This is a genomic window from Vibrio sp. 10N.222.55.C6 (assembly GCF_041473395.1).
Classification (GTDB): Bacteria; Pseudomonadota; Gammaproteobacteria; order Enterobacterales; family Vibrionaceae; genus Vibrio; species Vibrio crassostreae_C.
The window spans coordinates 1-278 of the sequence record NZ_JBFRSD010000617.1 but is presented as its reverse complement, the minus strand read 5'-3'; the positions used below and the strand labels follow the sequence as shown (position 1 = coordinate 278).

At 38.1% G+C, this 278-nt stretch carries 1 pseudogene; it reads right to left on the bottom strand.

The features are described 5' to 3' along the window. Positions 1-55: 55 nt before the first annotated feature. Positions 56-278: pseudogene (locus tag AB4486_RS25340) on the bottom strand (DDE-type integrase/transposase/recombinase); the annotation flags it as partial.

The window sequence follows — 278 nt, the reverse complement described above, 5'->3', positions numbered from 1 at the left end:
TTGATAACCTGATCGAGTTAGAAGCTATTACCTAAGCGTATTAGCCCTTTTCTATATCCCAGCAATTTCTTTTCCTACTCATACTTTGCTTTAGGTTATAGGTGCTTATGAGGCCTCAATAGTCTTTCAAACAATACTGACTACCTCGCTATGAGTAATAACCGTTTCAGGAAACTCTCGGCGAAATAAAGCCATCGATAAGACATCACAGATCAATGAGGCCTTTATTCTCGTACCCATAAACCAACCAATAACTTGCCTTGAATAAAGGTCAATAA